The sequence below is a fragment of the Bradyrhizobium sp. USDA 376 genome (assembly GCF_054063675.1).
In genome coordinates this window covers 7,088,850-7,114,963 of sequence record NZ_JBSSGN010000001.1, presented here as the reverse complement: position 1 = coordinate 7,114,963, position 26,114 = coordinate 7,088,850, and the positions used below count along the sequence as shown (strand labels likewise).

The following is a 26,114-nucleotide window of genomic DNA, read 5'->3' as shown; positions in this document are numbered from 1 at the left end:
TGGAGTTGCGGTCCATGTCGGCGTAGTGTCTCTGTGGGGCATGGATTCGGGGTGGGGACGGGTGACAAGGCCGGGAAAGAAGCGGGCGCGCGCTGCATCAGGCGTGCCGGGAGGCTCGCGCAACGAGGAACCAGGAGAGGGCGGGGCAGATGAAGCGGTGGCCTTCATCGCCGAGCAGGTGGCTGCCTTGCGCAAGCTCGCCGAGCGCCACAAGCTGGACGTGCTGCATTATCTCTTAGGCATGACGCAGCTGGAGGCCGACGAGCATTTGCGGCTGCGGACGAGACGCAGGCTGTCGTAGCGGTACGGGGCGCGCGATATGCTTCACCGACGTCGTCCTGGCGAAGGCCAGGACCCATAACCACCGAGCTTGATTGTCGGAAAAGCCTGGTGGCCTCGTCCTTCGTAACAACGAATGCTTGGGGTAATGGGTCCTGGCTTTCGCCAGGACGACGTGGGATGGGACAGCGCGTTGTTACCCCACCGACCGCCGCCGTCCCGCCGGCCGCGGCTTCAGCGTGGTATCCGCGGGCGTGAGTAGCCGCCCGTCCTCGGCGCGCATTTCGAGCTTCTTCACCGGGCGGCCTTTCTCGCGATCGACCAGGATCGTCGCGATCTCCTCTGGGCGCTCGTCGAATTCCTCGCTCCATTGCCGCAGCGCGACCAGGATCGGGAAGGTGCCGCGGCCCTTCGGCGTCAGCACATATTCCTGATAGGCGCTGCCGTCGGAGGCGGGGGCCGTTGCCAGGATGCCGTGGTCCACCAGTGCGCGCAGCCGCACCGCCAGAATGTTCTTGGCCATGCCGAGCTTGCTCTCAAACTCGCCGAAGCGGCGCAGGCCGAACAGCGCCTCGCGGATGATCAGCAGCGACCACCAGTCGCCGAGCGCGTCCAGCGAGCGTGCGATCGGGCAGGAATCGCCCTCGAAGCTCGTTCGTTTCACCATCGTCGTCTGTCCTGTCGCGTTCGCACGGCGTCAGCGCCGATCACGCGCTTGTGTGGTTGCATCATAAAACCAAATGGCCTAGATGGCAACATAGTTTCATTATGCAACCACTGGAGGCGAGCGTGAGACTGAAGAACAAGACGGCCCTGATCACCGGCGGCAACAGCGGCATCGGGCTTGCGACGGCAAAGCTGTTCGTGGCCGAGGGCGCCAAGGTGGTGATCACCGGGCGCAACAAGGAGACGCTGGCGGCGGCCGCCAAGGAACTCGGGCCGAACGGGCTTGCCTTGCCTGCCGATGCGACGGACATCGCGGCGACGGAAGCTGCGATCAGGCAGGGCGCGGAAAAGTTCGGCAAGTTCGACATCGTGTTCGCCAATGCCGGCATCGCCGGCGGCACGCCGCTGGGATCGGCAACGCTGGACGTTTTCGAGAAGGTCATCAGCACCAATCTGACCGGCGTGTTCTTCACGGTGCAGTCGGCCCTGCCTTATCTCAACGACAATGCCTCGATCATCCTCAACGGCTCGGTGATCTCGGTGCTCGGCATCCCCGGTTACTCCGCCTACGGTGCCGCGAAGGCCGGTGTGCGGGCGATGGCGCGCATCATGGCCTCGGAGCTGTCGCCGCGCGGCATCCGCGTCAATGTCGTCGCGCCCGGCGCGACCCGCACGCCGATCTGGGGGCCCGCGACCGCGACGCCGGAAGCCGAGAAGGCGTTCGAGAAGCGGATCGCGCTGTCGACGCCGCTCGGCCGCATCGGTGAAACGGAACATGTTTCGAAGACGGTGCTGTTCCTCGCCTCCGATGATGCCGCGCACGTGCAGGGTCAGGAGATCTTCGTCGATGGCGGCGCGGTGGCATCGCCAAGCGGCGCGCCGATCTATCGCGGCTGATCAAGTGAAGTGAAAAATTGAATCGGTCGGCGCCACGATGTCGGTTGCGCCGGCCGGTTTCCTCGCGTTGTGCGATCTATTTTCTAAAACCTTTGCTGCGAGGTGTTGAACCTTCGCTTGCGCAAGACATATTTACGGGCAGGGGGTCAGAAGACGCGATTTCATGGGAGCCCGTGATGCCAAAGGCAGCTCGCATTTTCTCGTCGATTTCAGCACCGCGTATTTTCACCGAACGTTCCGCCATTTCCGCCAAGCGTTCCGACACCTCCGAGTTCATCGGGGTGGCGCTTTTCGCCGGCGTCGGCCTGTTCGTTTCACTCGTGGCCGTCATCCTCGGCATGCAGGGCGCCTGGTTTTAGCGCGGTCAGCCGCCGCCGGAATACGGCAGCGGCTGGTATCGTGGAGCGAGCTTTACGCAGCGCGCAAATTGGTCGCGGCCTGGAGCGCGCCTGCAATCGCCTTTTCACGGTGCTCCGGTCCGACCTGGATGCCATCGGCGCTGATGAATTCGGGATTGATCCCGATGAAGCCGAACACGCCGCGCAAGTAGGTTTCGAGATGCTCGAGCGCCGCGGCCGGCGAGCCTGCGCCGTAATAGCCGCCGCGTGAGATGGCCAGGATCACCCGCTTGCCGCCGGCAAGACCCTGCGGCCCATTCGCCCCGTAGCTGAACGTCTTGCCCGCGACGACGATGCGGTCGATCCAGGCCTTGAGCTGGCTGGGAATCGTGAAGTTGTACATGGGCGCGCCGATCACGACGATGTCGGCGGCCAGGAACTCGTCCAGCGCGGCCGCGCTCGCGGCAAGGTCGGGGCCGAGTTCCGCCGGCGCCGGCGCGCCTTGCGCGGCCGCCAAATGCGAGCCGGACAGGTGGGCGAGCGGGGTCTGGCTGAGGTCGCGATAGGCCACCTCGAGCGAGGGCGTGGCCTGCTTGAGACGGTCGACGATGGCGGCGGAGACCTGCCGGCTGACGGAGTGGGGGCCGAGCACGCTGGAGTCGATATGGAGGAGTTTCATTTGGGGTCACCCTGGTATAGATTTGTAACCCGGACTACATGAGTGACTGCCGAAATCCCCGCAAGAACGCACTTTTTTGAGCCATGGACACATTATTGAAACCTGCTCACACCGATTTGCCTGCCTCGCCAAGGGCGGATCAGAGGCTGGATCCAGGTCCGGATCAAAGGCCGGATCCCAACCATGCGGACTGCCGCGGGGTCGCCTCCGTGCTGTCCCGCGTCGGCGACAAATGGAGCGTGTTCGTCATCATGATGCTGAGCGACGGGCCAAGGCGCTTCAATGAGCTGAAGCGCATGATCAACGGTATCTCGCAGCGGATGCTGACCCTGACGCTGCGTGGCCTCGAGCGCGACGGCCTCGTCACGCGCACGATCTTCCCGACCATTCCGCCGCGCGTGGATTACGAGCTGACCGATCTCGGCCGCGGCCTGTCGCGGCCCGTCGAGGCGCTCGGCAAATGGGCGAAGGACCATCTCGATCAGATCGAGGCCGCACGCACCCGGTTCGACCAGCGCAACGACGGCTAGATCAGCGAAACCAATCCGCCGCCGTGGCGTTCGAGCCGGCCGGCGAGCTCGAGCTCCAGCAGCACGGTGCGCACGATCGCGGGCGAGGCGCCGGACATCCGCACGAGATCGTCGATCGTGACAGGGGCAGGGCCGAGCAGGCCGGTGATCTGGTCGCGGTCGTGGCTTTGCGGATCACTCTCGAACGGCTCGCTGTCGGGCTCGCCAACCGTGTGCATCAGCGGCCGCTCCATGATCGGCTGAACCGCGTTGACGATGTCGGCGGCTTCGGTGACGAGCGTTGCGCCCTGCTTGATCAGATCATTGGTGCCGGCGGCGCGCGGATCGAGCGGTGAGCCCGGCACTGCGAACACCTCACGGCCCTGTTCGGCCGCCATGCGCGCAGTGATCAGCGAGCCGGAACGATGCGCCGCCTCGACTACGACGACGCCGAGCGAGGCGCCCGAGATCAGGCGGTTGCGGCGGGGGAAGTCGCGGGCGCGCGGCTCGTGGCCGAGCGGCATCTCGGAAATCGCCGCGCCCTTGTGGTCGAGGATCGCGGCGAGCAGGTCGCCATGCTCGGGCGGATAGATGCAGTCATGGCCGCCGGCGAGCACCGCGATCGTGCCGCTCTCCACGCTGGTGCGATGCGCGGCCTGGTCGACGCCGCGCGCCAGCCCCGAGATGATGACGAAGCCGGCTTCGCCGAGCTCGCGCGCGAGCTGGCCGGCGAACTTCAAGCCGGCGCCGGAGGCATTGCGCGAGCCGACGATCGCGATCATCGGCCGCATCAGGGTCTTTGTGTCGCCGCGCACGGCGAGCAGCGGCGGCGCATCGTCGAGTGTCGCGAGGCGTGCCGGATAGCCGTCCTCGCCGGGCGCGAGCCAGGCGATGCCGAACTTGCGGCTCGCGGCAAGCTCGGCCTTCGCCTCATCCGCGCTACAGATCCGCCCCGATCGCTGCGCACCGCCGCGGCGGGCAAGATCCGGCAGCCGCTCCAGCGCGGCGCGCGGGCTGCCGAAATGATCGACCAGCGAACGGAAGGTGCGCGGCCCGACATTGTCGGAGCGGATCAGCCGCAGGCGGTCGATCCGTTCAGCCTCGGTCAGCTCCACGCTTGGGTTGATGGCGTCCACGGCGTCTCCTTGTGGGCGCAGCATGGAACAACCTGAGGGCGTGGGCAACAGCGGCGTGCGCTTGCGCGGCCCCTTCGCGATGCTAAAAGCGATGGCAATAAGAAGGGTTTTGCCATGATCTCACTCGCCGACCTCCAGCGCCGCATTGAAGCGGGCGAGCTTTCGCCCGAGGCCGCCATCGCCCAGTCGCACGCGGCGATCGAGGCCAAAGAGAAGGACGTTCGCGCCTTCGTCCGGCATGACAAGAGCGCGAAGGCGCAAACCTCCGGTCCGCTGCGCGGGATCGCGGTCGGGATCAAGGACATCATCGACACCGCCAACATGCCGACCGAGATGGGCTCGGAGATCTATCGCGGCTGGCAGCCGCGCTCGGACGCGCCTGTGGTGATGATGCTGAAGCGGGCGGGGGCCACCATCATCGGCAAGACCACGACCACGGCGTTCGCCTCGAGTGATCCGACCCCGACGCTCAACCCACACAATCTCGGCCATACGCCGGGCGGCTCGTCCGCCGGGTCGGCCGCAGCCGTCGGCGCCGGCATGATTCCGCTGGCGCTGGGCACCCAGACCGGCGGCTCGGTGATCCGGCCGGCCGCCTATTGCGGGGCCGCCGCGATCAAGCCATCGTTCCGGATGCTGCCGACGGTCGGCGTGAAGTGCTATTCGTGGGCGCTCGATACGGTCGGCCTGTTCGGATCACGCGCAGAAGATCTCGCGCGCGGGCTTTTGGCGATGACCGGCCGCACCGAATTCTCCGGTATTACGCCGGCGAAAGCGCCGCGCATCGGCGTGGTCAGGCAGGAGTTTGCCAAGGCCGCGGAGCCGGCGGCAGAGGAGGGCTTGCAGGCGGCGATCAAGGCGGCCGAGAAGGCCGGCGCCAGCGTGCAGACCATCGATCTGCCCGAGGGGGTCAGGGAAGCCTGGCGCATCCATCCCATCATCCAGAACTTTGAGGCGCATCGCGCGCTCGCCTGGGAGTTTGACGCGCGTCACGACGAGATCGCGCCGATGCTGCGCGCCAGCCTCGATGAGACCGTCGGACTGACGCCGAAAGAATACGACGATGCACGCCGGATCGCCCGCCGCGGCCGTCGCGAGCTCGGCGAGCTGTTCGAAGGGGTCGACGTGCTGCTCACTTATTCCGCGCCCGGCACCGCGCCGACCAAGGCGCTCGCGACCACTGGCGATCCCCGCTACAACCGGCTATGGACGCTGATGGGCAATCCCTGCGTCAACGTGCCGGTGCTGAAGGTCAATGGCCTGCCGATCGGCGTGCAGGTGATCGCGCGCTTCGGCAATGATGCGCATGCGCTGGCGACGGCGTGGTTCCTGGAGCAGGCGCTGGCGAAGTCAGGCTAGCGCGGGTTCGGGGGCGGCGATGCTTTGGCCGGAGGCAGGTGGAGCTGCGCCGGCGGTTGCGTCCTGATTGAGCCAGCGCTCGGCGGCTTCGCGGCCGCTCCGGTGCAGGAGGCGGATGAAGCCGCGGCCGAGATCGGTCGATGAGCGCTGCGCCAGCCCGTCAACGGAGTCTTCCGCGGCGATCCGGGAGAGCCGCAGCGACGGCGCGGTGCGTGACTGTGCCCATTCGATCGCGGCGACCTCGGCATTGAGCGCGGCGTTGGCGGCGATCTGGTCGAGCCGGCGGTCGATGGCGGCGAGCGTGATCGGCACATAGCTGTCGCGCGCGGGCGTGACCTGGACCAGCAGCACGTCCGTCGTCGTCGTTTCCTGCACCAGCCTCATCAGCGGCGGATTGCCGCCAAAACCGCCGTCCCAATAGGCCTCGCCGTCGATCTCGACGGCGCAGTGAACGAGCGGCGGACAGGTGGAGGCCAGCGCGACGTCGGCGGTGATGGCGTCGTTGCCAAAAATCTGTTGCTGCCCGTCGCGGATCCGCGTCGCCGCGATCAGGAGTTTTGGCGATTTCGCCGCGCGCAGCGCCGCGAAATTGATGTCGCGCGACAGCGCCTGCCTGAGCGGATCGAGATCAAACGGGTCGAACTGGCCCGATCGCAGCGTCGGCCCGAACGCGACCGAGCTTCCCGCCGGCGAAAATCCGCCGACCAGCATCAATGAGCGGAACGAGGCCTCATGCATGAGGCGGACCCAGAACCGGTTCAGCCGGTTGCGGGCGGCTTCACGCCCGCCCTCGGCGAGGCCGCCAGCGAGCAGGAGCGCATTGATCGCGCCGGCACTGGCGCCGCTGATGGTGTCGATTTCGATATCTGGCTGTTCCAGCAGCCGCTCCAGCACGCCCCAGGTGAAGGCCGCGAAGGTGCCGCCGCCCTGGAGCGCCAGCGAAAGTCTTCGCGGCGGCCATTGGCTTGAAGGTGCCAGGGCCGATGCAACGGGTGCGGTGATCACCTCGACAGGACGCGGAGGTGGCGCAATCGGAACAGGCGGTGGCGCCGGCGGTGCAACGGAAGCAGGCTCAGGAGCGGGAGGCGGCGAGGGGGCACCGGACCAGATGTCCGTTGCAAAGAGCAGCCGGCTTGCCGCGGTGCGTGCTGCACCTTGCGAGCCACCGTCAATCTGCGCGCCGACAATCTTCTCGCTCATTCTGAGCAACCGCGTAACGCCATCTTCCCCGTCAGGATGACAGGCATGGAACCCCTCCGCTACAGCCTGCCGCGAGTGGTGCGGAAGTTGCGAACAGGATTTGGCATATAATGCGGAAGATGCGCGGCAGTATCCGTACTTTTTTCGGACTTGGATTTTGTTTGACGCGTTTTCTTGACGCGAACCGGTATCCACTTCGCTCGAAAACGCTCTAGGCCTTCTCGCCGATCCGGCTTTCCTTGCCCGATTGCAGCCGTTTGATGTTCTCGCGATGCGCGTAGAACAGCAACAATGTCAGCACCGCGAACAGCGCAGACAGAGCGAGGTGGCCGAACCACCACAGGAAAATCGGCGTGATGAAGGACGCCACCAGTGCCGAGAGTGAGGAATAGCGGGTGGTGAAGGCGGTTGCCAGCCAGAGCAGGCAGAACACCAGCGCGGCCGGCCAGAACAGTCCGAGCAGGATGCCGATATAGACGGCGACACCTTTTCCGCCCTTGAACTTGAGCCAGACCGGGAAGAGGTGCCCGAGGAAAGCGCCGAGCCCCGCCACCATCGCGGCATTGGGGCCGGCGAAGTAGCCGGCGATCACCACGGCCACGGTCCCCTTCAGCGCATCGAACAGCAGGGTGCCCGCGGCAAGGCTCTTGCGCCCCGTGCGCAGCACGTTGGTGGCGCCGATGCTGCCGGAGCCGATCGAGCGGATATCTTGCGTGCCGGCGAGCCTGGTCAGGACCAGCCCGAACGGAATCGAGCCGAGCAGGTAGCCGATGACGAAGGCTACCGGCAGAAAGGCTTCAAGACCCATCGCCGCATCTCCATGCTGAACCGAGGCGCCACGCATGAATTTGCACGTCAGACATGCTCGTAGACCGTCCGTCCGCCGACAATGGTGCGCACCACGCGGCCTGTAAAGCGGGCCTCGTCGAACGGGGTGTTCTTGCAGGGCGATTTGAGGTCGGCGGGATCGACCACCCAGGGCACATCGGGGTCGATCACGATGACGTCCGCCGGGCTACCCGCGCGCAGGGTTCCGCCCGACAGCCCGAGCAGCTCGGCCGGCCGGGTCGACATCGCCCGGATCAGCGTCTTGAGTTCCAGCTCGCCATTGTGCACCAGCCGCAAGCCGGCGGGCAGCATGGTTTCCAGACCGATGGCGCCGGGAGCGGCTTCCGCGAACGGCAGGCGCTTGACCTCGACGTCCTGCGGATTGTGATCGGACATGATGACGTCGACGAGGCCGGAGGCGACGGCGGCGACCAGCGCGCGGCGGTCGTCCTCGGTGCGCAGCGGCGGCGACAGTTTCAGGAAGGACCGGTAGGGGCCGATGTCGTTCTCGTTCAGCGCAAGATGGTTGATCGAGACCGAGGCGCTGACGGGGAGGCCGGCATCGCGGGCGCGCTTGAGGACCTCGAGCGAGTCGATGCAGGACAGCGAGGCGGCGTGATAGCGGCCGCCGGTCAGCGCGACGAGGCGCATGTCGCGCTCGAGGATCACCGCCTCGGCGGCACTCGGGATGCCCATCAGGCCCAGCCGCGATGCGAACTCGCCCTCGTTCATCACGCCTTCGCCGACGAGATCGGGATCCTCCGTGTAGTGCACGATCAGCGCGTCGAAATCGCGGGCGTAGGTCAGGGCCCGGCGCATCACCTGGGCGTTGGTGACGCTTCTGTCGCCATCGCTGAAGGCGACCGCGCCGGCGGCCTTGAGCAGGCCGAACTCGGTCATCTCCTGGCCATGCATGCCCTTGGTGAGCGCCGCCATCGGCTGGATGTTGACGATCGCGGTGTCGCGGGCGCGCCGCATCACGAAGTCCACGGTCGCCGAATTGTCGACCACGGGCAGGGTGTCGGGCTGGCAGATGATGGTGGTGATGCCGCCGGTCGCAGCCGCCTGGCTCGCGGTGGCAAAGGTCTCGCGATGGCTGAAGCCGGGCTCACCGACGAAGGCGCGCATGTCGATCAGGCCCGGCGCGATGACCTTGCCGGCGCAGTTGACGATGTCGGTGCCCTCGGGGACGCCGGCCGCGCCAATGCCGCGGCGGGTTTCGCGGATGGTGCCGTCGGCAATCAGGACGTCGCCGACACCGTCGAAATCCCTGGAGGGATCGACGACACGGGCGTTGGCGAGCAGGATCGGGCGGCGATCGGTCAGCATGGGCATCACGCGTTCGGCAGGTTACGGGCGAGCGCTTCCAGCACCGCCATGCGGACGGCGACACCCATCTCCACCTGTTCGCGGATCAGGGACTGCGCGCCGTCGGCGACCGCCGTGTCGATCTCGACGCCGCGGTTCATCGGGCCGGGATGCATGACGAGGGCGTCCGGCTTGGCGTAAGCGAGCTTCTTCTGGTCGAGCCCGAAATAGTTGAAGTACTCCGAGGTCGACGGCACGAAGGAGCCGTTCATGCGCTCGCGCTGGAGCCGCAGCATCATGACGATGTCGGCGCCGTTGAGACCCTCGCGCATGTCGCGCGCGACCTCGACGCCCATTCGCTCGATGCCGGGCGGCAGCAGCGTGGAGGGGCCGACGACGCGGACGCGGGCGCCCATGGTGTTGAGCAGGATGATGTTGGAGCGGGCGACGCGCGAATGCAGCACGTCGCCGCAGATCGCAACCACGAGCCCCTCGATGCGGCCTTTGTTGCGGCGGATGGTGAGCGCGTCGAGCAGCGCCTGGGTCGGATGCTCATGCGCGCCGTCGCCGGCGTTGATCACGGAACCGTCAACCTTGCGGGCCAGCAGTTCCACCGCGCCGGAGGCGTGATGGCGCATCACCAGGATGTCCGGGTGCATTGCGTTGAGCGTCATCGCGGTGTCGATCAGCGTCTCGCCCTTTTTGATGGACGAGGAGGCGACCGACATGTTCATGACGTCGGCGCCGAGCCGCTTTCCCGCGAGCTCGAACGAGGACTGGGTCCGGGTGGAGGCCTCGAAGAAGAGGTTCACCTGCGTCCGTCCACGCAGGACGGTGCGCTTCTTGTCAACCTGGCGGTTGAGCTCGACATATTCTTCGGACAGGTCGAGGAGGCCGGTGATGTCGGCCGCGGAAAGGCCCTCGATGCCCAGCAAATGCCGGTGGCCGAGGACGAAGGTCGATTTCGATGTCATTAAAAGCAGAGCTATAGGCGCGGACCGGGGGTGGGGCAAGGGGCAAAGAGCGGGACGGGAGTTATCCCCTGATCTGTCGATCTTGCCGTCATTCCGGGGCGATGCGAAGCATCGAACTAGGGTGCGGGCTCCCGCACCCGAGAATCTCGAGATTCCGGGTCTGGTCCTTCGGACCATCCCGGAATGACGGAGAAAAATGTGGATGTCTCTCTTCAGATCATTTCTGATTGCGATCGTTGCGATAACCATAATCTCCTCGGCTTCAGCCCAAGCGCTCCCCGGCGGCTTCGTCTATCTGCGCGACATCGATCCCAGCATCATCCAGGACATCCGCTACGCCGCGTCGAACAATTTCGTCGGCCGTCCGCTCGCCGGCTACGGCGCCGGCGAATGCGTGGTGAAACGGGAGGTGGGGCTGCGGCTGAAGGCGGTTCAAACGGAGCTGGCGGCGCAAAATCTGTCGCTGAAAATGTTCGACTGCTACCGGCCGGCGCGGGCCTCGCTCGACATGGTGAAGTGGTCGCAGAACGGCCACGAGACCGCTGCCGAGCGGCGCTACAATCCAAGGATCCCGAAGACCGAGCTGTTTCGCCTCGGCTACATCGCGAGCCGCTCGCAGCATTCCACCGGTGCGGCGCTCGACCTCACGCTGGTCGATCTCAAGGCCGACAATTCCGGCAAATATGATCCGACCAAAACCTACGCCGACTGCACGGCGCCGGTCGAGGCGCGGGTGCCGGAAGGTAGCGTCGACATGGGCACCGGCTACGACTGTACCGACGCCAAGGGCCATACCGCGGCACCGTCGATCAATCCGGAGCAGCGCGCCTGGCGCAGGCGGCTGGTGGCTGCGATGGCCAGGCAAGGCTTTGTGAACTATTCGAAGGAGTGGTGGCACTTTTCCCTGCCGGGGGCGGGCGGGGCGGCCTATGATTTCCCGATCCAGCCGCGTCGGAACTGATTCCGCGCCGAGGACGTCAGATGACCCAGCCCAGTTTTGCGACCCACGAGGTCTTCAACCAGTCGCCGCCGTTCGAGGACGTCGACCTGTTCGCTATGGACCGGCCGCTGGTCAACGCGGTCAAGGCCAATGGCGGCGCAGCGGCGGAGCGGGAGCTGTCGGAGTTCGGCAGGCATTGGGGCTCGGCCGCGATGGCCGATCGCGGGCGCGTGGCGAACGAGAACACACCGAAGCTGCGGACCTTTGACTCGAAGGGTAATCGCCGCGACCAGGTCGAGTTTCATCCGGCCTATCACGAACTGATGGCGCACAGTGCGCATGCCGGCGTGCACAATTCGACCTGGACGGCGGACGGAAAACCTGCGGGCGATGCCGCCGAGGTCATCCGGGCCGCAAAGTTCTACATCGCTGCGCAAGTCGAGACCGGCCATCTCTGCCCGATCACGATGACGCGCGCCTCCGTGGCCGCGCTGGCGATGCAGCCTGATCTGCTCGCGCGCGTGATGCCGGTGCTGTCGACGAAGAGCTACGATCCCAGCTTCGCGCCGTGGTGGGAGAAGCGCGGCATGACGCTCGGCATGGGCATGACCGAGAAGCAGGGCGGCACCGACGTGCGCACCAACATGACGCGCGCGGTGCGCGACGGCGATGCCTATCGCATCACAGGGCATAAATGGTTCATGTCGGCGCCGATGTGCGACGCGTTCCTGGTGCTGGCGCAGGCAGATAGCGGGCTGACCTGCTTCTTCATGCCGCGCTTTGCGCCGGATGGCTCGGTCAATGCGATCCAGTTCCAGCGGCTGAAGGACAAGCTCGGCAACCGCTCCAATGCGTCCTCCGAGGTCGAATTCGTCGGTGCCTATGCGGAAGCTGTCGGCGAGGAGGGCAAGGGCATCCGCACCATCATCCAGATGGTGCAGCTGACGCGGCAGGATTGCGCCATCGCCTCGGTCGGCCTGATGCGCTCGGGCCTCGCCCATGCGCTGCATCATGCCCGTCACCGCAGCGTGTTCCAGAAACATCTGGCCGATCAGCCCCTGATGCAGGCCGTGCTGTCGGACATGGCGTTGCATGTGGAAGCGAGCGTGGCGCTGGTGATGCGGCTCTGCCGCGCCTTCGACCGGACCCCGCACGATGCGTCCGAGGCCGCCTATATGCGGTTGCTCACGCCCGCGATCAAATACTGGACCTGCAAGAGTGCGCCGGCATTTCTGTACGAGGCGATGGAGTGTCTCGGCGGCAACGGCTATGTCGAGGACGGCATTTTGGCGCGCCACTACCGGGAGTCGCCGGTCAACGCGATCTGGGAGGGCTCGGGCAACGTGATGTGCCTCGACGTGCTGCGCGCGCTCGTGCGCGAGCCGGATGCGGCGACGGCCGTGCTGCAATCGCTTGCGGCCGAAACCAAAGGCTTGCCAGGCGCAGGCGAGGCGGCCGCGTTCATCGGCAAGACCTTTCGCCGCGCCGATGGCGAGCGCGTCGCGCGCCTTGCGGTCGAGAAGCTGGCATTGCTGGCCGCTGCTGCTGCGCTCAATAGCGTGTCGCCTCGTCAGGCGGAGCTGTTTGCCGCCACGCGTCTCGCAACGAACCACGCCAGCATGTATGGCGCGGTGGAGCTGGACAGCGCCGACGTGCGCGCGTTGCTCGAGCGGGCATTGCCGTGATTATTTATTCCGTCATTCCGGGGCGATGCGAAGCATCGAACCCGGAATCTCGAGATTCCGGGTTCGGTCCTTCGGACCGCCCCGGAATGACGGTGTGAACACAACGAAAGCCTCCTGATGGACTCCCTCAATCCCGATCATCCGCCGCTCGTCATGACGCCTGCGCCGCCGCGCGTCTGGAAATTCTGGGGCACGGCGCTGTGGGGGCTTCTCATCTTCGTCGCGATGTTCGTCGGGCAGATCGGTGCGATCCTGCTGCTGGTCGTGCTCCGCGGCGTTCCGCTCGACATGGCCTCGCTCCAGTCGATCGGTCACGAGCCCCAGGCGCTGGCGCTGTCGGTGATCATGGGCCTGCCCGCGACACTGGCGGCGGTGTGGCTCGCCATCCGCATCAAGAAGGCGTCGTTCGTCGATTATCTCGCGCTCTATTGGCCGTCGTGGAAGCAGCTGCTGTTCGGCGCGGTCGGCCTCGTCCTGATCGTGCTGGCCTGGGAGGTGGCATCGCGATCGCTCGGCCGCGAGGCGACGCCGGGCTTCATGACCGAGCTGTTGAAATCGGGCCGCGACAAGGGCGCCGCGCTCCTGCTGCTGATCGCCTTCAGCGTGGCCGCGCCGATTTCGGAAGAAGTCTTGGCGCGCGGCTTCCTGTTTCGCGGCTGGTCGGCGAGCTTTTTGCGCGTGCCGGGCGCGATCCTGCTGTCGTCGCTGGTGTGGACAATCGTGCACCTGCAATACGACATGTACTTCCTCGCCGAGGTCTTCACCATCGGCCTGTGGTTCGGCTACATGCGCCATCGCGCGGGCTCGCTCTGGCTCACGATCATATTGCACGCGCTGAACAACATGACCGCGGTGGTGCTGACGATGTGGCTGGGGAGCTAAAGCATGATCCGGAAAAGTGCGAAGCGGTTTTCCGGAAAGATCATGCGCAAACAACAACCTGAAGCGCGATGACGATTCATCCAATTTCATCGCGCTTTAGGCCACCAGCGCGATCGCGATCGGCATGGTGATCGCCGCCAAAATGGTCTGCAGCGTGATGATCTGCGCCAAGAGTGGCGCGTCGCCGCCCATCTGGCGGGCCAGCACATAGGCGCTGGGCGAGGTCGGCACCGCCGCGCAGATCGCGACGATCGCGAGGCTGTTGCCTGATAGCCCGAACCAGGCGGCAAGCACCAGCGCGAGCACGGGCATCAGGACCAGCTTGAACGCCACGCCGATCGTCGCGCTCAGGCTGGGGCGGAGCAGGCCCTTGAGCTGGAGGCCCGCGCCGGTGACGAGCAGGCCGATGGCGAGCGAGGAGCGGCTGAGCGCGTCCGCCACCTCGTGCCAGATCTTCGGCAGCGGCAGATGGACGACGTTGATGACGAGGCCGATCGCGCAGGCCCAGATCAGGGGATTGCGGATTACCGTCACGACGATGGCGCGGGCGGACTGTTTTTCGGGCGAGGCATAATGCGCAAGCACGCCGACGCTGAAGACGTTGACCAGCGGAATGATCGCGACCATGGCCACGGAGGCGAGCGCCAGCCCGACGTCGCCGAACATGTTGGCGGAGACGGAGAGCGCGACATAGGTCTGCCAGCGCGTCGCGCCCTGGAAGATCGAGGTGAAGGCCGGCCCGTCGACGTCGAGCCGCGACAGCGCGGGGCGTAGCGCGAGGCACAACAGCGACATTGCCAGTGCCGACAGCAGCAGTGCGCCGCCGACGCCGGCGACCGGCACTTTTGAAAGGTCCGCCTTCACCAGCGTCTGGATCAGCAGCATCGGGAACAGCACGAAATAGGTCAGCCGCTCCAGCCCGTGCCATTGCGTGTCCAGCCGCATCAGGCTGCGCTTCAGCACGACGCCAAGCACGATGAGGATGAAGACCGGCAGCAGCGCCGCGATCACGACGGCCATGGGATCAGCCGGTGCGCAAATTAGCGAGCCGGTCGAGCGCGCCTTGCAGGATGAAGATCGCGGCGTGCTCGTCGATCACCTCGGCGCGCTTGGCGCGGCTGACGTCCATGCCGATCAGCTCACGCTCGACGGCCGCGGTCGACAGGCGCTCGTCCCAGAGGCCGATGGGAAGCGCGGTCAGGCCGGCGAGGTTGCGGGCGAAGGCGCGGGTGGATTGCGCGCGCGGGCCCTCGCTGCCGTCCATGTTGATGGGCAGGCCGAGCACGAAGCCGGCCGCCTTGCGCTCGGCGGCGATGGCAAGCAGCCGTGCGGCATCCTGCTTGAACTGCTTGCGCTGGATCGTTTCGACGCCGGTCGCCAAGCGCCGGTCCGGGTCGGACACGGCAACGCCGATGGTCTTGGTGCCCAGGTCGAGCCCGACCAGCGCGCCGCGCGCGGGCCAATGGGTTGCAGCATCGACGAGAGGCAGGATAAGAGCCGGCATGGATGTAGCGCATATCATGCGTCGCGCTGCAGAGTGAACCCGGAACATGGATGCGCTGACACTATTCGGCCTGTTTGCCGTGACGGCGATGCTGGTCTGCTATGCCCTGGAGGACCGCAGCCACTGGTTCGTGCTGCTGTTCGCCGCCTCCTGCGCGCTCGGTTCGGCCTATGGCTTCCTGCAAGGTGCCTGGCCGTTCGGCCTCGTCGAGGCGATCTGGGCCGTCGTGGCATTGCAGCGATGGCATCTGAGGCTGCGGTGACGGAGAGGTCGGGCGAGGGCGCTTGCTGTGAGGCAGGCGGCGCCTCGCCCGGGTCTCAAGATCAGCGGATTGCGATCGGGTTGATCATCGCCTGCACGCCGCCGGTCCAGCGCGGCTGTCCCAGCACGAACAGGAATTCGTAGCCCTTGTCCCGGGCAAGCGCAGCGGTGTCCATGTTCTCGAGGATGTAGGTCCCGTTCATCGCGAGCAGGATCTGGTGCACCTCGAACACGTTCTTGCCTTCGAACGGCAGCACCTCGAGCCCCCAGGTGTCGGCGCCAACAGCGACGACGCCCTTGCCGGTCAGGTACTTCGCGCCCTCAACGCCGAGGCCGGGCTCGCCGGCCGAATAGCGCTTGTCATCCTTGCCGATCAGGCTGAGCCAGCCGGTGTGGAAGATGACGACGTCGCCCTGGCGGATCTCGACGTTCTGCTGCTTGGCGGCTTCCTCGATCTCCTTGACGTTGAAGGCGGTGCCTTCCTTCACCACGTCGGTCTTGAAATAGGCGGCCATGTCGAGCAGGACGCCGCGGGTGACCATTGGCGGCACCTTCTCGATGCCGAGCTTCTTCAAGCCATTCGGGTCGGCGAAGTCGGCGAGCTTGTTGCCGTTGTAATAGACGTGCTCGACGCCGAGATGGCCGAGGCCGTCGAGCTGGCTGCCGATGCCGACCCAGGTGTCGAGGATATCGTCGTTGTAGGTGGCCTTGTTGGGACCGAGACCCGGGCTGCCGGCCTGTCCGGGCTGTACGATGGTGAGCTTGAAGGTGCGCGGCGGATAGGCAGGAGTGCTCGGTGTGACGGGAATGCCGAGGGCGTAGGTCTTGCCGGTCTTCACCAGCGATGCCGCCTTCACCACCAGCTCGGGCGTCATGTAGTTGGCGGCGCCGATCTCGTCGTTCGGCCCCCATTTCGATTTGGTCCAGTCCTGAGCGCTTGCTGTTCCCGATATCGCCGACAAAACGGCGAGACAGCACAACACGAGCGTATTGCGCATCGATAGTCCTCCCGATGTTTGGCTTCGTTTATGGTTTCGCGCTGGCCAGTCACTCATCCTAACGTAGAATGATCGCGCGCTTCAAAGCTTTTCGAAGTGCTGCGCTGCGATGGCAGAACGCGGCACGTATCGATTCAAACACGATGGATTTGTGACGAATTTCGTGGCGTGGAACGTTTGCGTCGCGTCATGCCGCGATGACGTCCTCGTCCTTCTTCAGGCACGCGGCAAAGCCTTGAAGCGCGCTGTACTGATGTCCGGCGCTGCGCTGGATGAAGAGCGTCTCCGCGCGTGCGTGCGAAGTGCTCAGCGTGTGGATCGACACGCTGCCGTTCATCGCGCTGCGTTCGACGACCGCGCGCGGCAACAGCGTCACGCCCATGTCGGCGGCGACACAGCCGATCATGCCGTCGAGCGTGCCGAGCTCGAAGCGTGCGGCCGACGGCCAGCCGAACTCGACGAACACCTGCTCGAGCCGCTGGCGATAGGTGCAGCCGGTGCGGAACACCAGCGCGGTCGGACCGGACTCCGGCGTGCCGGCGCGCAGCTCGGCCAGCGAAGTCCAGCGCCGCGCGCTGACCAGCACCAGCTCTTCGCGGAAGGCGCTGGTCGCGGTGAGGTCGGCATGCGCGATGGGACCTGCGACGAAGGCGCCGTCGAGCGTGCCGTCGAGCACGCCGGCGACGAGGTCGGCCGTGGTTGCCGTGCGTAACGAGAGGCGCACGGCGGGAAAGCGCCGGTGGAAATCGGCGAGCAGTGGCGGCAATCGCACGGCTGCCGTTGTCTCCATCGAGCCGATCGCCAGCGGTCCCTTCGGCTCGCCATCGTCGCGCGCGGCGAGCACAGCCTCGCGCGACAGCGCGGCCATCCGTTGCGCATAGGGGAGGAGACGTTTGCCGGCGCCGGTCAGCGTCATGCCGCGGCTGTGGCGCTCGAACAGCGGCGTGCCGATCTCGGCCTCCAGCGCCTTCACGCGCTGGGTGACGTTCGATTGCACCGTGTTGAGCTCTTCCGCGGCGCGGGTGATGCCGCCGGTGCGGGCGACCGCGGCGAAGGTCTGGATGTCGCTGAGTTCCATGGCGTCGTTTCGCTTTTGAGATGGCAGCGTTCGTAACAATTCATTTTTCGAGAATGCTAGCCGCGCCTAGTCTCGCTGTCCAGATCAGGGAGGGATCATGCCGCTTGCGACGTCGCTGACCACGTTGCTCGAGATCGAGCATCCCATCCTGCTCGCGCCGATGGATGTCATCGCGGGCAGCCGTCTGGTCTCGGCTGTGAGCCGCGCCGGCGGGTTCGGCATTCTCGGCGGCGGCTATGGCGAGAAGGCGTGGCTGGAGCAGGAGACGGCGAAGCTCGCCGAACTGCGTGCGCCGTTCGGGATCGGATTCATCACCTGGAGCCTCGCCAGAAAGCCCGAGCTTCTCGATGTCGCGCTCGCCGCAAAGCCATCTGCGATCATGTTGTCGTTCGGCGATCCCGCGCCGTTCGCGCCAAGGATCAAGTCCGCCGGCGCGCGCCTGATCTGCCAGGTGCAGGACGAGGCGATGGCACGGCAGGCGCTCGACGCCGGCGCCGACATTCTGATTGCGCAGGGGACGGAGGCGGGCGGCCATGGTGCGTCCCGCACCACCGTCGATCTCGTGCCCGCCATCGTTGATCTCGCCGCGGGCCGTGTGCCTGTCGTCGCGGCCGGCGGCATCGCAGACAGGCGCGGGCTCGCGGCCATGATGATGCTGGGGGCAAGCGGCGTGCTGCTCGGTACGCGCTTCTATGCGAGCCAGGAGGCCGACGGCGCCGAGGAGGCCAAGCGGCGCATCTGCGCGGCGAACAGCGGCTCGACGGTGCGCGGCATCATCTTCGATCTCTCGCGCAACAATGTCTGGCCGGCGCCGTTCACGGGGAGGTGTCTGGTCAACGACCACGCCCGGCGCTGGATCGGGCGCGAGGTCGAGCTGATGCAGAATGTGGCCGCAGTCGCGGCCGAGTATGCGGCGGCAAAGGCGGCCGGCAATTTCGACGTCGCCGCGGTGATCGCGGGTGAGGCGGTCGGATTGATCCATGATATTCCACCGGCGGCCGAGATCGTCGAGCGGATTGCGGTTGAAGCGGAGCAGCTGCTTGCGGGAAGGCACAATTCAATCGCGTCCGTCGCCTGAACTGAGAGAAAGCAACCATGTGGCCTGACCGTCGACTGATCGATTTGTTCAAGACCGAATTCCCGATCGTGCAGGCGCCGATGGCCGGCGCGGTGGATGCGGAGCTGGTGATCGCGGCCGCGCAGGGCGGGGCGCTGGGCTCGCTGCCCTGCGCGATGATCTCGCCGGAGAAGGCGCGCGAGCAGGTCGGTCTGATCCGCCAGCGCGTGAAGGCGCCGGTCAACATGAACTTCTTCTGCCACACGCCGGTTGAGCTCACGAGCGAGGCCGACGCGCGCTGGAAGCAGCGGCTGACGGGCTATTACACCGAGCATAGTCTCGATCCGGCCGCGCCGATCGCTGCGGCGAACCGTGCGCCGTTCGATGCGGCCTTCTGCGAGGTCGTCGAGGAGCTCAAGCCGGAGGTCGTCAGCTTCCATTTTGGCTTGCCGGAGCAGGCGCTGCTGAGGCGCGTCAAGGCGGCGGGCTGTCTCGTCGTCTCCTCCGCGACGACGGTGAAGGAAGCAGTCTGGCTCGAGCAGCACGGCGTCGACGCCGTGATCGCGCAAGGCGCCGAGGCGGGCGGCCATCGCGGCATGTTCCTGACCGACAAGATCGCGGAGCAGCCCGGCACGTTCGCGCTGGTGCCGCAGGTCGTCGATGCCGTGAAGGTGCCGGTGATCGCGGCGGGCGGCATCGCCGACGGGCGCGGCATTGCCGCGGCCTTCGCGCTCGGCGCCTCCGGCGTGCAGATCGGCAGCGCCTATCTGCGCTGCCCGGAATCCAAGGTCAGCGCGGGCGGCCGCAAGGCGCTCGCTGAAGCGCGGGACGATTCCACCGTCATCACCAATGTCATGACCGGACGGCCGGCGCGCGGTGTGCAGAACCGTTTGATGCGTGAGGCCGGCCCGATCTCGCCCGACGCGCCCCCGTTTCCCCATGCCGCGACCGCGCTGGGGCCGCTCAAGGCGGCTGCCGAAAAGCAGGGCAGGGTGGATTTCACCAATCTCTGGGCCGGGCAGGCGATCGCCCTGGGCCTCGAGGTCCCTGCGGCCGAATTGACCCGGGATTTGGCCAAATCGGCCTTAGCCCGCATGAAGGGGCTGGCTGGGTAAGTCCCAGCGCCGGTTGCGGCGCAAAAGCGGCCTCTGCTATACGGCACATGGGTTTTGCCGTGAGAGGCCTTATATAATGTCCGTCGACGCCGCTACCGTCCGCCGCATCGCGCATCTGGCGCGCATTGCGGTTTCCGAGGACGAGGTTCCGCATCTGCAGGGCGAGCTCAACGCCATGCTCGCCTTCGTCGAGCAGCTCTCGGAGGTCAATGTCGAGGGCGTGGAGCCGATGACCTCGGTCACCCCGATGCAGATGAAGAAGCGGCAGGACGTGGTCAATGACGGCGAGATCGCCGACGATATCGTTGCCAACGCGCCCGCGACCGAAGGTCACTTCTTTCTTGTGCCGAAGGTCGTCGAGTAAATTTCAAGAGTGGTCCGATGTGTCTGCTTTGCGACGATGAAAAGGCCTACCAGGCCTACATGAATTACCTCGACAAGATGGAGCGGCAGGGCAAGGCTGCCGATCCCAATGTCGCCGTCAATGCCGTGCTCGACGAGATCGAGGCGGCTGCGAAAGCCGCCGCCAAAAAAGACGACCCGGCCAACGACAAGACCCTGTCTCCGTTCTTCTGCAGCCCGATCAATAAATGACCGATTTGACATCGCTGACGCTCGCCGAGGCCCGCAAGGGTCTCGCCGACAAGACTTTCACGTCACTCGAGCTGACCGACGCACATCTGAATGCGATCGAAGCCGCGCGCGTGCTCAACGCCTTCGTGATGGAGACGCCCGACCAGGCGCGCGCCATGGCGCGCGAGGCGGACAGCAAGATCGCCAGGGGTGACGCCGGCCCGCTCGCGGGCATCCCGCTCGGCATCAAGGACCTGTTCGCGACCAAGGGCGTGCGCACCACGGCGTGCTCAAAAATCCTCGGCAATTTCGTGCCGACCTATGAGTCCACCGTGACCTCGCAGCTCTGGCGCGACGGTGCGGTGATGCTCGGCAAGCTCAACAATGACGAGTTCGCGATGGGCTCGGCGAACGAGACCTCGTGCTTCGGCCCCGTCGGCAATCCCTGGCGGCGTGATGGCTCCAACACGACGCTGGTGCCGGGCGGCTCGTCCGGCGGCTCGGCCTCGGCCGTGGCGGCGTTGCTGTGCATGGGTGCGACGGCGACCGACACCGGCGGCTCGATCCGCCAGCCGGCGGCGTTCACCGCGACCGTCGGCATCAAGCCGACTTATGGCCGCTGCTCGCGCTGGGGCATCGTCGCCTTTGCCTCCTCGCTCGACCAGGCAGGTCCCATCGCGCGCAGCGTGCGCGATGCCGCGATGCTGCTGCGCTCGATGGCCGGGCACGATCCGAAGGACACGACGTCGGTCGATATCGCTGTGCCGGATTACGAGGCTGCGATCGGCAAGTCCGTCAAGGGAATGAAGATCGGCATCCCCAAGGAGTATCGTCTCGACGGCATGCCGGCCGAGATCGAGAAACTCTGGAGCGAGGGCGCGGCGTGGCTGAAGGCGGCCGGCGCCGAGCTCGTCGAAGTGTCGCTGCCGCATACGAAGTACGCGCTGCCGGCCTATTACATCGTGGCGCCGGCGGAGGCCTCGTCCAACCTCGCGCGCTATGACGGCGTCCGCTACGGCCTGCGCGAGAAGGCCAAGAACATCGTCGAGCTCTACGAGAACACCCGCGCCGAAGGTTTTGGCGCGGAGGTGCGCCGCCGCGTCATGATCGGCACTTACGTGCTCTCGGCCGGCTATTACGATGCCTATTATCTGCGCGCCCAGAAGGTGCGCACGCTGATCAAGAAGGATTTTGAGGATTGCTTCGCCAGGGGCGTCGACGCGATCCTGACGCCGGCGACGCCCTCGGCGGCCTTCGGCATCGGCGAGAAGGGCGGCGCCGATCCGGTCGAGATGTATCTCAACGACATCTTCACCGTGACCGTGAACATGGCGGGCCTGCCCGGCATCGCCGTGCCCGCCGGCAAGGATGCGCAGGGCCTGCCGCTCGGCCTGCAGCTGATCGGCCGTCCGTTCGAGGAGGAGACGCTGTTCTCGCTCGGCGAAGTGATCGAGCAGGCCGCCGGCCGCTTCACGCCCGCGAGGTGGTGGTGAATGTCGCGGCATTCATCGCGAGCCTCGACGGCGCGGCGCCCGCGCCGGAGCTGAACGCGCCGCTCACAGGTCTTTGGTGGGCCGGCAAGGGCGACTGGGACCGCGCGCACAGGATCGTCCAGGACGAGAGCAGCCGCGATGCGGCCTGGGTGCACGCATACTTGCACCGCGTCGAAGGCGATCTCGGCAATGCCGGCTACTGGTATCGCCAGGCCGGCCAGGTCGCGGCAAAGGATTCATTGGAAGCGGAGTGGCAGCGGATCGCTGCCACGCTGCTCGGGAGCAAGACATGAGCACGGCCACGCACAAGCTTCTCAAAGGTGCCACCGGTGACTGGGAGATGGTCATCGGCATGGAGATCCATGCTCAGGTGACGTCGAACTCAAAGCTGTTCTCGGGCGCCTCCACCGCGTTCGGCGGCGACCCGAACACGCATGTGTCCCTCGTCGACGCGGCGATGCCGGGCATGCTGCCCGTCATCAACGAGGAATGTGTCAGGCAGGCTGTCCGGACCGGGCTCGGGCTGAACGCAAAGATCAATCTGCGTTCGGTGTTCGACCGGAAGAACTATTTCTATCCGGACTCGCCGCAGGGCTACCAGATCAGCCAGTACAAGTCGCCTGTTGTCGGCGAGGGCGAGGTGATCGTCGAGCTCGACGGCGGCAAGACCGCTACGATCGGCATCGAGCGGCTGCATCTGGAGCAGGACGCCGGCAAGTTACTGCACGACCAGTCGCCGTCGCTGTCCTTCGTCGATCTCAACCGCTGCGGCGTGGCGCTGATGGAGATCGTCTCAAAACCGGACATCCGCGACGCCGAGCAGGCGAAAGCCTATGTGACCAAGCTGCGCTCGATCCTGCGCTATCTCGGCACCTGCGACGGCGACATGGAGAAGGGCTCGTTGCGCGCCGATGTGAACGTTTCCGTGCGTAAGCCCGGCGGGCCGCTCGGCACCCGCTGCGAGATCAAGAACATGAACTCGATCACCTTCATCGGCCAGGCAATCGAATACGAGGCGCGCCGCCAGATCGAGATCCTCGAGGACGGCGGCGAGATCGAGCAGGAAACGCGGCTCTACGACCCCAACAAGGGCGAGACACGCTCGATGCGGTCGAAGGAAGAGGCGCACGATTATCGCTACTTCCCCGATCCCGATCTGCTGCCGCTCGAGTTCAGCCAAACGTTGGTCGACGAGCTCAAGGCTGAGCTGCCCGAGCTGCCGGACCAGAAGAAGGCGCGCTTCGTCGCCGATTTCGGCCTGTCGGCTTACGATGCGAGCGTGCTGGTCGCCGAGCGGGAGAGCGCTGTGTTCTACGAGACGGTGCTCGACAAGCTCGCCAACCGCGCCCGTGACGGCAAGATGGCGGCGAACTGGGTGATCAATGAGCTGTTCGGCCGTCTCAACAAAGAAGGCCGGGATATTACGGACTCTCCGGTCAACGCCGAGCAGCTCTCAGGGATCATCGATCTGATCGGCGAGGGCACGATCTCCGGCAAGATCGCCAAGGATCTGTTCGAGATCGTCTGGCAGGAGGGCGGCGATCCCCGCGCGCTGGTCGAAAGCCGCGGCATGAAGCAGGTCACCGATCTCTCGGCAATCGAGAAGGTGGTCGACGACATCATCGCGGCCAATCCCGACAAGGCGGCGCAGGTGAAGGACAAGCCGCAGTCGCTCGGCTGGTTCGTCGGCCAGGTGATGAAGGCGTCCGGCGGCAAGGCCAACCCGCAGAGCGTCAACGACCTGCTCAAGTCCAAGCTCGGCGTCTAGCCTCACGCGTTCGAACGAGGTGACGGACACGCTCCGTCACCTCGCGACGGCTTCGCGATGCGACGTTCGCGCGCATCGTTGGCGGCAAACATCACCCGCCGAGGGCGCGCAGCGCCACCGAATCGCCGTCGCGCGATTCGCGCAAAACGGCGACTTGCACACGCTCTGACGAGCGCTTGCGCCGTTAAGCATGAAAATAATTTCGTTGCCAAAATCCGCGACTCAGAGTCCGCGACTCGCCTCCGCGAGGCGATGGCGCGCATTGCAGCGCGCTTCGTCGCACTGATCACGCGTGATGTGTGCGCGCAGGATAATACTTGCTGCATAGAGTTTTTTTGCAATCGCGTCGCTTGACGACGTCAATGCTGCGAGACGCATTTGCAATCGCAGACGAGTGTCTCTGCGTGTCGCCAAATCAGGCGCGGCTGGCGCACGCGCACTGCGCCGTCAACACTTCCTTAAGTGAGAAGATGTTTTTTTCGTCGTGTTGGTGTATTCGGGGTGAGTGCATTCGATCCCCGAGTGCACGCAGCGATTAAAGCCATCTCACACATCGGAGGGCAACATGGCCAAGAAAGCGAAGAAGGCGAAGAAGGCGAAGAGCGCAGTGAAGAAGACTGCGAAGAAGACCCGCAAGGTCGCGAAGAAGAAGAAGTAACTTCGCTTCTGAAGTTGCCGGCTCCTAAAGCAGCCGGCACGTCATCAGCGCCTCCCAGAGGTTCTGGTCGACGATAGAGGGTGTCGGCGAGACATCAGGTCAACGGTCGGGCCGTTCTCTTTCACGGTCCGGCAGAAGAAACGAGTTTTCTTCGTTCGGTGCGGTTCTCTTTCCAAAGGGCCCCGCAATTTCACCAGCGGCCTTCGGGCCAACGTGAAATCTGGTCCTGACGTGTTCGCCGACGCCCTCGTTCTCCCTGAGGCCGGGGTATTGCCGGCATCCCCTTTCCTGACATTGCTGATCTGACCGCGACGCGTCCGCGCCGCTTCTGCCGTGCTGCCTTGGGCAGGCGAGGGCTGCGACGCCGGTGGCGTTGTGCGCGCGCCGTCTCTCCATACGCGGTGTCATCGCCCGGCCTTGACCGGGCGATCCAGTACGCCGCGGCGTCTCGTGGGACATTGCTGTCTCTGCAATGCTGGGTCAGCCGCCTGCCGCCCTTGCTGAAACTTCTCACTCCCAAGACCGCAAGCCTCGGCGAAGCCCTGGCGTAGCCGGGTCGCAGGCAGCGACAGCGAGTGGGGACGCCGCGGGACACACACGCACCACCGCGCGCAATGGTTATCGTTCTCCCAAAATCCTGGGGTAAACAGAATCTGACGAATTGCAGAAGTGCCTGCAAATCGCGGACTTTTTGAATTCCCGGCGCGGGCGTCGCGCGCTCGCGTTTACGTCTGCTTCATCGCGATACTTAAACTGCCATTCAAATTTGCCCGCCATCATCGCCTCCAACAAGCCGGCAAACGGCATGGGGATGGAGTTGAACAGTGTGTGATCCCGGGAAGGGTCATGCACATCAGAGTTGGACGGGAGCCGCGCTCGGGGGAACGAGGCGGCACAAGAAAAAAGGGGATGCGTTATGTTTCAGGGTACTTTCGATCTGGAGACGGCAACGCCGATCGACGCCAGTGCGCTGTCGGACGTGCTGTTCGAGCGCGGGATCTATTGGGCGAGCGGCCGCTCCGGCCTCGTCGATCTCGTCGCCGCGCACAAATGGTTCAATCTCGCCGCGCTGAAGGGCCGCAAGGACGCCGTCGCGCTCCGCCAGGAAGTCGCCGGGCAGATGTCGGACGCCGAGATCTCGGCCGCGCAGCGCGAGGCGAGGGCCTGGGTTTCCGCCCACTAGGGCCATTTCCGTTCCGATGGAATCGGAGCGGGGCTCCAGGTCCTGGCTGATGCGTCTTCTTTGACGGGAGCCGGTACCCACCTCGCTCGAATACGTCTTCAGCGGAGAATCGCGTCAGACCCCGTGTTTTCACGGGTGAGGCTGTTGCGCTGAATCAATGGTTTCGCCGTGCGGCTGCTTAAGAACCCGGCCGCAATGAGCGCCCGTGACACGAATGGACAATGGCTGCCGATTCAGATCGCGCCTGACGATTGTGATCTGGAACTCGGACGGCCGCACAAGACGGGCATCGTGCCCTGGACCTTTCCCGCCCGCCGCAGGTCCGGCGTCTGGTTCAATGTCTGGGCCAACGAGCCGGTGCTGATTTCGCCCTCGCATTGGCGCATCTGGCGGTCCGGCCGCTAGGCGCGGACACACTTATATAACGTCATCGCGAATCGGCCTGAGCTCGGCGGCGCTGATCCCTGGCACCGGGCTTTCGCAGCCGTTCGGCGGTCGCTTTCGGTTGAAAGAACGCACAGACCTTGATGCTGCTGCTGGGTGGCGGAGAGGGAGGGATTCGAACCCTCGATACAGCTTGAGACCGTATGACGCTTTAGCAAAGCGTTGCCTTCAGCCACTCGGCCACCTCTCCGGTGCGAGCCTTATGCATCTAATTGCTTGAGCCGGTCAATTTGGAAGCGCGTGTTTTCGCTCGAATATTCCCATCGATTTTCCAAACAAACCGGTTTGGGCTCGGGGCAGGA

The 26,114-nt window shown here is 65.5% G+C and carries 29 protein-coding genes and 1 tRNA gene; 18 read left to right on the top strand and 12 right to left on the bottom strand.

Going from position 1 to position 26,114, the window contains the following annotated elements; genetic code table 11:
- The first annotated feature begins 61 nt into the window (after nt 1–61).
- Nucleotides 62–301, top strand: a complete 240-nt coding sequence (locus ACVJ19_RS33260; RefSeq protein WP_453953324.1) for a hypothetical protein — start codon at nt 62–64, stop codon at nt 299–301.
- 174 nt (nt 302–475) lie between these two features.
- Here the strand turns inward: ACVJ19_RS33260 and ACVJ19_RS33255 are convergent, their stop codons facing one another.
- Nucleotides 476–946 carry a winged helix-turn-helix transcriptional regulator gene (locus ACVJ19_RS33255; RefSeq protein WP_453953323.1) on the bottom strand — a complete coding sequence of 157 codons (471 nt, stop codon included), beginning with the start codon at nt 944–946 and terminating at the stop codon, nt 476–478.
- Nucleotides 947–1,068: 122 nt separating this feature from the next.
- Between ACVJ19_RS33255 and ACVJ19_RS33250 the strand changes: the two genes are divergently transcribed.
- The gene (locus ACVJ19_RS33250) at nt 1,069–1,842 is read left to right on the top strand and encodes an SDR family oxidoreductase (RefSeq protein WP_453953322.1); all 774 of its coding nucleotides are present in this window, start codon (nt 1,069–1,071) and stop codon (nt 1,840–1,842) included.
- 176 nt (nt 1,843–2,018) lie between these two features.
- Entirely contained in the window at nt 2,019–2,201 is a 183-nt protein-coding gene (locus tag ACVJ19_RS33245; RefSeq protein WP_453953321.1) for a hypothetical protein, read from the top strand.
- A 52-nt stretch (nt 2,202–2,253) separates the two neighbouring features.
- Here ACVJ19_RS33245 and ACVJ19_RS33240 read toward each other — a convergent pair whose 3' ends face one another.
- A complete protein-coding gene (locus tag ACVJ19_RS33240; protein ID WP_130366253.1) occupies nt 2,254–2,859 on the bottom strand; it encodes an FMN-dependent NADH-azoreductase in 606 nt (201 codons plus the stop codon).
- Between the two features lie 83 nt (nt 2,860–2,942).
- On the opposite strand from ACVJ19_RS33240, the gene ACVJ19_RS33235 reads away from it, so the two are divergent.
- The gene (locus tag ACVJ19_RS33235; RefSeq protein WP_453953320.1) at nt 2,943–3,389 is read left to right on the top strand and encodes a winged helix-turn-helix transcriptional regulator; all 447 of its coding nucleotides are present in this window, start codon (nt 2,943–2,945) and stop codon (nt 3,387–3,389) included.
- On the opposite strand, the gene dprA is transcribed toward ACVJ19_RS33235, so the two are convergent.
- Nucleotides 3,386–4,528: a DNA-processing protein DprA gene (gene dprA / locus ACVJ19_RS33230; protein ID WP_453953319.1), complete on the bottom strand. Its 1,143-nt coding sequence runs from the start codon at nt 4,526–4,528 to the stop codon at nt 3,386–3,388. The genes ACVJ19_RS33235 and dprA overlap by 4 nt on opposite strands.
- A gap of 90 nt (nt 4,529–4,618) precedes the next feature.
- On the opposite strand from dprA, the gene ACVJ19_RS33225 reads away from it, so the two are divergent.
- On the top strand, nt 4,619–5,863 hold the full coding sequence (locus tag ACVJ19_RS33225) for an amidase (RefSeq protein ID WP_453953318.1): 1,245 nt from the start codon (nt 4,619–4,621) through the stop codon (nt 5,861–5,863).
- Here the strand turns inward: ACVJ19_RS33225 and ACVJ19_RS33220 are convergent.
- The 4 genes from ACVJ19_RS33220 to ACVJ19_RS33205 form a co-directional block, all read right to left on the bottom strand.
- Complete coding sequence (locus ACVJ19_RS33220; protein ID WP_453953317.1) at nt 5,855–7,063, bottom strand: patatin-like phospholipase family protein; 1,209 nt, start codon at nt 7,061–7,063, stop codon at nt 5,855–5,857. The genes ACVJ19_RS33225 and ACVJ19_RS33220 overlap by 9 nt on opposite strands.
- 211 nt (nt 7,064–7,274) lie before the next feature.
- A complete protein-coding gene (plsY, locus tag ACVJ19_RS33215; RefSeq protein WP_453953316.1) occupies nt 7,275–7,871 on the bottom strand; it encodes a glycerol-3-phosphate 1-O-acyltransferase PlsY in 597 nt (198 codons plus the stop codon).
- A gap of 47 nt (nt 7,872–7,918) precedes the next feature.
- Complete coding sequence (locus ACVJ19_RS33210; protein WP_453955261.1) at nt 7,919–9,220, bottom strand: dihydroorotase; 1,302 nt, start codon at nt 9,218–9,220, stop codon at nt 7,919–7,921.
- 5 nt (nt 9,221–9,225) lie between these two features.
- Nucleotides 9,226–10,173: an aspartate carbamoyltransferase catalytic subunit gene (locus ACVJ19_RS33205; RefSeq protein ID WP_080137055.1), complete on the bottom strand. Its 948-nt coding sequence runs from the start codon at nt 10,171–10,173 to the stop codon at nt 9,226–9,228.
- Nucleotides 10,174–10,375: 202 nt separating this feature from the next.
- On the opposite strand from ACVJ19_RS33205, the gene ACVJ19_RS33200 reads away from it, so the two are divergent.
- The 3 genes from ACVJ19_RS33200 (at nt 10,376) to ACVJ19_RS33190 (ending at nt 13,680) form a co-directional block, all read left to right on the top strand.
- Nucleotides 10,376–11,134: a M15 family metallopeptidase gene (locus ACVJ19_RS33200; RefSeq protein ID WP_453953315.1), complete on the top strand. Its 759-nt coding sequence runs from the start codon at nt 10,376–10,378 to the stop codon at nt 11,132–11,134.
- 20 nt (nt 11,135–11,154) lie between these two features.
- The gene (locus ACVJ19_RS33195) at nt 11,155–12,798 is read left to right on the top strand and encodes an acyl-CoA dehydrogenase family protein (RefSeq protein ID WP_453953313.1); all 1,644 of its coding nucleotides are present in this window, start codon (nt 11,155–11,157) and stop codon (nt 12,796–12,798) included.
- 117 nt (nt 12,799–12,915) lie between these two features.
- Nucleotides 12,916–13,680, top strand: coding sequence for a CPBP family intramembrane glutamic endopeptidase (locus ACVJ19_RS33190; protein WP_453953311.1), 765 nt, complete (start codon nt 12,916–12,918; stop codon nt 13,678–13,680).
- Between the two features lie 96 nt (nt 13,681–13,776).
- Here ACVJ19_RS33190 and ACVJ19_RS33185 read toward each other — a convergent pair whose 3' ends face one another.
- Both ACVJ19_RS33185 and ruvX read right to left on the bottom strand, forming a co-directional pair.
- Nucleotides 13,777–14,700: an AEC family transporter gene (locus ACVJ19_RS33185; RefSeq protein ID WP_453953309.1), complete on the bottom strand. Its 924-nt coding sequence runs from the start codon at nt 14,698–14,700 to the stop codon at nt 13,777–13,779.
- 4 nt (nt 14,701–14,704) lie between these two features.
- Nucleotides 14,705–15,184 (bottom strand): Holliday junction resolvase RuvX, encoded by a 480-nt coding sequence (gene ruvX, locus ACVJ19_RS33180; RefSeq protein ID WP_453953307.1) that lies wholly within the window; start codon nt 15,182–15,184, stop codon nt 14,705–14,707.
- A 46-nt stretch (nt 15,185–15,230) separates the two neighbouring features.
- Between ruvX and ACVJ19_RS33175 the strand changes: the two genes are divergently transcribed.
- On the top strand, nt 15,231–15,446 hold the full coding sequence (locus tag ACVJ19_RS33175) for a hypothetical protein (RefSeq protein WP_453953306.1): 216 nt from the start codon (nt 15,231–15,233) through the stop codon (nt 15,444–15,446).
- A 61-nt stretch (nt 15,447–15,507) separates the two neighbouring features.
- Here ACVJ19_RS33175 and ACVJ19_RS33170 read toward each other — a convergent pair whose 3' ends face one another.
- Together ACVJ19_RS33170 and ACVJ19_RS33165 are read right to left on the bottom strand one after the other, a co-directional pair.
- A complete protein-coding gene (locus tag ACVJ19_RS33170) occupies nt 15,508–16,443 on the bottom strand; it encodes a cyclase family protein (RefSeq protein ID WP_453953305.1) in 936 nt (311 codons plus the stop codon).
- A 187-nt stretch (nt 16,444–16,630) separates the two neighbouring features.
- Entirely contained in the window at nt 16,631–17,521 is an 891-nt protein-coding gene (locus ACVJ19_RS33165) for a LysR substrate-binding domain-containing protein (RefSeq protein WP_453953304.1), read from the bottom strand.
- Between the two features lie 97 nt (nt 17,522–17,618).
- Here ACVJ19_RS33165 and ACVJ19_RS33160 point away from each other — a divergent pair, with 97 nt between their 5' ends.
- From ACVJ19_RS33160 to ACVJ19_RS33120, 9 genes are all read left to right on the top strand, one after another.
- A complete protein-coding gene (locus ACVJ19_RS33160; protein ID WP_453953303.1) occupies nt 17,619–18,599 on the top strand; it encodes an NAD(P)H-dependent flavin oxidoreductase in 981 nt (326 codons plus the stop codon).
- A gap of 17 nt (nt 18,600–18,616) precedes the next feature.
- Nucleotides 18,617–19,693 carry an NAD(P)H-dependent flavin oxidoreductase gene (locus tag ACVJ19_RS33155; RefSeq protein WP_453953301.1) on the top strand — a complete coding sequence of 359 codons (1,077 nt, stop codon included), beginning with the start codon at nt 18,617–18,619 and terminating at the stop codon, nt 19,691–19,693.
- 76 nt (nt 19,694–19,769) lie between these two features.
- Nucleotides 19,770–20,057, top strand: coding sequence for an Asp-tRNA(Asn)/Glu-tRNA(Gln) amidotransferase subunit GatC (gene gatC / locus ACVJ19_RS33150; RefSeq protein WP_008548395.1), 288 nt, complete (start codon nt 19,770–19,772; stop codon nt 20,055–20,057).
- A gap of 17 nt (nt 20,058–20,074) precedes the next feature.
- Nucleotides 20,075–20,287, top strand: coding sequence for a hypothetical protein (locus ACVJ19_RS33145; RefSeq protein WP_027547180.1), 213 nt, complete (start codon nt 20,075–20,077; stop codon nt 20,285–20,287).
- Nucleotides 20,284–21,759, top strand: coding sequence for an Asp-tRNA(Asn)/Glu-tRNA(Gln) amidotransferase subunit GatA (gene gatA, locus ACVJ19_RS33140; protein WP_453953298.1), 1,476 nt, complete (start codon nt 20,284–20,286; stop codon nt 21,757–21,759). Before ACVJ19_RS33145 ends, gatA begins: the two co-directional genes overlap by 4 nt.
- On the top strand, nt 21,750–22,052 hold the full coding sequence (locus ACVJ19_RS33135; protein WP_453953297.1) for a hypothetical protein: 303 nt from the start codon (nt 21,750–21,752) through the stop codon (nt 22,050–22,052). Before gatA ends, ACVJ19_RS33135 begins: the two co-directional genes overlap by 10 nt.
- Nucleotides 22,049–23,527 carry an Asp-tRNA(Asn)/Glu-tRNA(Gln) amidotransferase subunit GatB gene (gatB, locus tag ACVJ19_RS33130; protein WP_453953296.1) on the top strand — a complete coding sequence of 493 codons (1,479 nt, stop codon included), beginning with the start codon at nt 22,049–22,051 and terminating at the stop codon, nt 23,525–23,527. Before ACVJ19_RS33135 ends, gatB begins: the two co-directional genes overlap by 4 nt.
- 1,574 nt (nt 23,528–25,101) lie before the next feature.
- On the top strand, nt 25,102–25,368 hold the full coding sequence (locus ACVJ19_RS33125; RefSeq protein WP_014494734.1) for a hypothetical protein: 267 nt from the start codon (nt 25,102–25,104) through the stop codon (nt 25,366–25,368).
- A gap of 195 nt (nt 25,369–25,563) precedes the next feature.
- Nucleotides 25,564–25,773 (top strand): hypothetical protein, encoded by a 210-nt coding sequence (locus ACVJ19_RS33120; protein ID WP_453953295.1) that lies wholly within the window; start codon nt 25,564–25,566, stop codon nt 25,771–25,773.
- Nucleotides 25,774–25,909: 136 nt separating this feature from the next.
- On the opposite strand, the gene ACVJ19_RS33115 is transcribed toward ACVJ19_RS33120, so the two are convergent.
- A tRNA-Ser gene (locus ACVJ19_RS33115) sits at nt 25,910–26,002 on the bottom strand.
- Nucleotides 26,003–26,114: the final 112 nt, after the last annotated feature.

What these genes read in the sequence shown, in the direction of transcription:
- ACVJ19_RS33255 (WP_453953323.1), bottom strand. Translation starts at nt 946, where the DNA reads ATGGTGAAACGAACGAGCTTCGAGGGCGATTCCTGCCCGATCGCACGC.
- ACVJ19_RS33245 (WP_453953321.1), top strand. Translation starts at nt 2,019, where the DNA reads ATGCCAAAGGCAGCTCGCATTTTCTCGTCGATTTCAGCACCGCGTATT.
- ACVJ19_RS33240 (WP_130366253.1), bottom strand. Translation starts at nt 2,859, where the DNA reads ATGAAACTCCTCCATATCGACTCCAGCGTGCTCGGCCCCCACTCCGTC.
- ACVJ19_RS33235 (WP_453953320.1), top strand. Translation starts at nt 2,943, where the DNA reads ATGGACACATTATTGAAACCTGCTCACACCGATTTGCCTGCCTCGCCA.
- dprA (WP_453953319.1), bottom strand. Translation starts at nt 4,528, where the DNA reads ATGCTGCGCCCACAAGGAGACGCCGTGGACGCCATCAACCCAAGCGTG.
- ACVJ19_RS33225 (WP_453953318.1), top strand. Translation starts at nt 4,619, where the DNA reads ATGATCTCACTCGCCGACCTCCAGCGCCGCATTGAAGCGGGCGAGCTT.
- ACVJ19_RS33220 (WP_453953317.1), bottom strand. Translation starts at nt 7,063, where the DNA reads ATGAGCGAGAAGATTGTCGGCGCGCAGATTGACGGTGGCTCGCAAGGT.
- plsY (WP_453953316.1), bottom strand. Translation starts at nt 7,871, where the DNA reads ATGGGTCTTGAAGCCTTTCTGCCGGTAGCCTTCGTCATCGGCTACCTG.
- ACVJ19_RS33210 (WP_453955261.1), bottom strand. Translation starts at nt 9,220, where the DNA reads ATGCTGACCGATCGCCGCCCGATCCTGCTCGCCAACGCCCGTGTCGTC.
- ACVJ19_RS33205 (WP_080137055.1), bottom strand. Translation starts at nt 10,173, where the DNA reads ATGACATCGAAATCGACCTTCGTCCTCGGCCACCGGCATTTGCTGGGC.
- ACVJ19_RS33200 (WP_453953315.1), top strand. Translation starts at nt 10,376, where the DNA reads ATGTCTCTCTTCAGATCATTTCTGATTGCGATCGTTGCGATAACCATA.
- ACVJ19_RS33195 (WP_453953313.1), top strand. Translation starts at nt 11,155, where the DNA reads ATGACCCAGCCCAGTTTTGCGACCCACGAGGTCTTCAACCAGTCGCCG.
- ACVJ19_RS33190 (WP_453953311.1), top strand. Translation starts at nt 12,916, where the DNA reads ATGGACTCCCTCAATCCCGATCATCCGCCGCTCGTCATGACGCCTGCG.
- ACVJ19_RS33185 (WP_453953309.1), bottom strand. Translation starts at nt 14,700, where the DNA reads ATGGCCGTCGTGATCGCGGCGCTGCTGCCGGTCTTCATCCTCATCGTG.
- ruvX (WP_453953307.1), bottom strand. Translation starts at nt 15,184, where the DNA reads ATGCCGGCTCTTATCCTGCCTCTCGTCGATGCTGCAACCCATTGGCCC.
- ACVJ19_RS33175 (WP_453953306.1), top strand. Translation starts at nt 15,231, where the DNA reads ATGGATGCGCTGACACTATTCGGCCTGTTTGCCGTGACGGCGATGCTG.
- ACVJ19_RS33170 (WP_453953305.1), bottom strand. Translation starts at nt 16,443, where the DNA reads ATGCGCAATACGCTCGTGTTGTGCTGTCTCGCCGTTTTGTCGGCGATA.
- ACVJ19_RS33165 (WP_453953304.1), bottom strand. Translation starts at nt 17,521, where the DNA reads ATGGAACTCAGCGACATCCAGACCTTCGCCGCGGTCGCCCGCACCGGC.
- ACVJ19_RS33160 (WP_453953303.1), top strand. Translation starts at nt 17,619, where the DNA reads ATGCCGCTTGCGACGTCGCTGACCACGTTGCTCGAGATCGAGCATCCC.
- ACVJ19_RS33155 (WP_453953301.1), top strand. Translation starts at nt 18,617, where the DNA reads ATGTGGCCTGACCGTCGACTGATCGATTTGTTCAAGACCGAATTCCCG.
- gatC (WP_008548395.1), top strand. Translation starts at nt 19,770, where the DNA reads ATGTCCGTCGACGCCGCTACCGTCCGCCGCATCGCGCATCTGGCGCGC.
- ACVJ19_RS33145 (WP_027547180.1), top strand. Translation starts at nt 20,075, where the DNA reads ATGTGTCTGCTTTGCGACGATGAAAAGGCCTACCAGGCCTACATGAAT.
- gatA (WP_453953298.1), top strand. Translation starts at nt 20,284, where the DNA reads ATGACCGATTTGACATCGCTGACGCTCGCCGAGGCCCGCAAGGGTCTC.
- gatB (WP_453953296.1), top strand. Translation starts at nt 22,049, where the DNA reads ATGAGCACGGCCACGCACAAGCTTCTCAAAGGTGCCACCGGTGACTGG.
- ACVJ19_RS33125 (WP_014494734.1), top strand. Translation starts at nt 25,102, where the DNA reads ATGTTTCAGGGTACTTTCGATCTGGAGACGGCAACGCCGATCGACGCC.
- ACVJ19_RS33120 (WP_453953295.1), top strand. Translation starts at nt 25,564, where the DNA reads ATGAGCGCCCGTGACACGAATGGACAATGGCTGCCGATTCAGATCGCG.